1 pseudogene is annotated in these 228 nt (G+C 36.0%); it reads right to left on the bottom strand.

What is annotated here, in order from left to right:
- Positions 1–228, bottom strand: a pseudogene (locus tag SB689_RS24405) (hypothetical protein); the annotation flags it as partial.

Genomic DNA, 228 nt, shown 5'->3' with positions numbered 1-228 from the left:
ATTGAAGAAAATTGTTTCAAACCTCTGCATCATCAGCGTTTTATTCTGATTAACAACTTCTTCCTTTGTTTCTTTCAAGTCTTGCCTCTGAAGTAAAATAGCAATAATAACCCCTACAAAAGAAAGCCCGGTAAATACTGCATTTGATGCCCCAAACATATCCCCGAAAAGCCCTTGATAATCTTTGCCTAGGTTTATGGCGTGCGAATAATTTAACCATAAAACAAT

The organism is Chryseobacterium sp. SIMBA_038 (assembly GCF_046535115.1).
Classification (GTDB): Bacteria; Bacteroidota; Bacteroidia; order Flavobacteriales; family Weeksellaceae; genus Chryseobacterium.
The sequence above is the reverse complement of the archived record's forward strand: the minus strand, read 5'-3'. Positions and strand labels throughout refer to the sequence as shown.